The organism is Campylobacter concisus (assembly GCF_902460895.1).
Classification (GTDB): domain Bacteria; phylum Campylobacterota; class Campylobacteria; order Campylobacterales; family Campylobacteraceae; genus Campylobacter_A; species Campylobacter_A concisus_BC.
Window position 1 is genome coordinate 1 of sequence record NZ_CABPVL010000013.1, and the last position, 2,802, is coordinate 2,802.

At 33.1% G+C, this 2,802-nt stretch carries 3 protein-coding genes; all 3 read right to left on the reverse strand.

Translation table 11 applies throughout. The annotated features are described in order from the left end of the window. Positions 1 to 689: tetratricopeptide repeat protein (locus tag F3G98_RS09975; protein ID WP_149726117.1), on the reverse strand; the 689-nt coding region annotated here is incomplete at its 3' end. Positions 690 to 712: 23 nt separating this feature from the next. Further along, positions 713 to 1,951, reverse strand: coding sequence for a CHASE2 domain-containing protein (locus tag F3G98_RS09980; RefSeq protein ID WP_188116968.1), 1,239 nt, complete (start codon positions 1,949 to 1,951; stop codon positions 713 to 715). A 116-nt stretch (positions 1,952 to 2,067) separates the two neighbouring features. Next, complete coding sequence (locus F3G98_RS09985; protein WP_103612585.1) at positions 2,068 to 2,604, reverse strand: hypothetical protein; 537 nt, start codon at positions 2,602 to 2,604, stop codon at positions 2,068 to 2,070. Between the last annotated feature and the right edge of the window lie 198 nt (positions 2,605 to 2,802).

Here is a 2,802-nt window from a genome sequence, read left to right on the forward strand (position 1 = left end):
TGATCTTTACCTAAAACTTTCTCATATATATTTAAAGATTTTGTATAAAACTCTAAAGCTTTAGGATAGTCACCCATATTCCTATAAACATATCCCATATCATTATAACTATTAGCAGTATCAGGGTGATCTTTACCTAAATTTTTCTCTTGTATGCTTAAAGCCTTTGAATAAAACTCTAAAGCTTTAGGATAATTGCCTATATTTTTATAAGCATATCCTATGTTACCATAAATAGTAGCAGTAGCAGGGTGATCTTTACCTAAATCTTTCTCATATATATTTAAAGATTTTGTATAAAACTCTAAAGCTTTAGGATAATCTCCCATATTGCTATAAACAAGTCCTATATCATTATAAATAGTAGTAGTAGCAGGGTGATCTTTACCTAAATTTTTCTCTCTTATGTTTAAGGCTTTTGTATAAAACTCTAAAGCTTTAGGATAATCACCCATGTCACTATAAACAAGTCCTATATCATTATAAATAGCACCAGTAGCAGGGTGATCTTTACCTAAATTTTTCTCTTGTATGCTTAAAGCCTTTGAATAAAACTCTAAAGCTTTTGGGTAGTTGCCATCTTGATAATACTTATATGCAGTATTATCAAGATCTAAAACATCATCTAGCGTAGCACTAAACGCAACTGAAATGGTTAGAAAAAGAGCTAACAAAATTTTTCTAAGCACGATTAATCCTTTAATGTGAATTATTAAATATCCATAAACAATAGTAAGCCAATTATAATAATAGCTATAATTACAGCAATAGCAACTAAAGCCAAGAGGGTCTTGCTGAGATTTTTTATTAACTCTTTTGCTTTAATAACTGAGATAACTATATCTATAAGCTTAAATACTATCAAGACTATAACCCATGTGACATAATGACCCTTAAAAAAAAGAATTATTGCTGGTATAAAAAATATCACTAAAGAAGACAATCTCAAAAGATCAAAATTCCCGTCGATATGGAGTGCTTTTGCTAGCTTTGGCACAACGTAGGCACATAGCCCAAAGAATAAAAAACAACACACCATACCTAGCCAAACTGGTATAGTTTTTATGCCATCTTTTAGTTTAAGAGCGGTATTAAGTGCATTGGCTAAGGCTATAACGCCACTTATAACACCTATAGGAGTTTTGTGTATGTCACCTGAGCCTGGATAGTCCGAGCCTATAAGCACTATGGCATTATCAAACTCCTCTGCGTCTATCTGAGATAGCCTGGCTGCATGATAGAATTTGATATTTTCATAGTTTGAAGTATATGTTTTGTTACCACCTTGATCTATAATTTTTAGATCTTTGTAAAGTATCCTGTATCTAAAACTCTCATCAAAGCTTAACTCTCTTGGACAAGTAAAATTCGCTTCACTATTTGCAAGTTCTAGGACAAGATGCCTTAAAGTCTTATCACCATCGCAAAGATAGGGCGTGTATCCACGAGTAACTCCATCTTTATCGCTAGAAATATTTGCTTGAGTAAATTTGATGTTAGGATTTAGCTTGAAGTCTTGTAAAAAAGGCTTATTTATAGTTTTTGGTAGATATATAGGATATGAGCTAGCATATAAATTTAGTCTATCTATAAGACCTAGATCATCTTTAGTAACTGTTGAGTTAATGTCGCTTGGATACTCTAAAGAGTAGTCTAAGACTAAAGTTTTTGGTTTGCTGCCTGAACCAGACAAGGTTTTGTTAAAATCATCTAAGACATTAGCAAGAACGCTTCTTGGGGTGAAGTTAAATTTGATGCCACCTTGTCCGTCACTTAGGTCGTGCTTGTCTAGATACTCTTGATCTATTAAGATTACTGCTATTTTTTGCGATTGGCTTGCTGATGGTGCTTTGGCATAAATTTCTTGCATGATGTCATACTCAAAGTCACCAAAATTTACTCTGACGATCTCACGATCTTTGACTAAGCCGTAAATGGCAAAAGATACCATGGCAAGAATTCCTAAGAATATGGCTTTTTTTATACTGCTAGACTTTTGAAACAAGTCAGAATCTGTTGAACCATTAAAAATCTTGTTAATGTTGTTGCCTAAAAATGTAAAGAATTTCATCGTGTTTTAACTATAAAACAAGGAGACTCATATCCATCCTTATCCATCATATCTATCCTGTCACCATTTTTAGGAGATATGTTTAGCTCTGGGCTTATGCTTCTGTTTTTAACGTCAAATTCGTAAAACTTGTCGCCTTGGCGGTATTCTATTTTAATGATATGATCGCTTATAACCAACGCATCTTTGCTAGGATCTATCTCCTCGCATCCTCCTTCTGCTCTCGTAGAAGCTGTCGTAGATGTAGTTTGGGCTTTAGCAAATAGTGTAGAGAAAAAACCACTTCTCTTTTTAATAGCTGCTATATAGGTGTCGTTTGGTGATTTTAGGTTGTAGTTTTGTTTTAAAACATCGTCAGTTATCTTTAAAACGCCGTTACCAGATATAAATTTGATCTCTTGGCCGCTTGTGGCTGTAGTAGCCTTGCTCTCTTTGCCGTCAATGCTATAAACAACATCACCCTTAACGTTGATAACCACATCAGCATTTAGGCATGAAACCAAAAGTGTAGCTGTAAGTAAATAATACTTCATAATGATACCTTTTTAAATTTTTGTTGTCATTTTATTAAACAAAAACTAAAAAAGGACTTATGCTTTTTACAAGGCTATATGTCCCATAAATAGAAACTTCAACTACACATTTTACTATGTTTGTTTATTTTTAATTTACAATAAATGGATAGCTATATGTGGTATGTATAAGCTAATTTACCTACTATAAAGATTGGC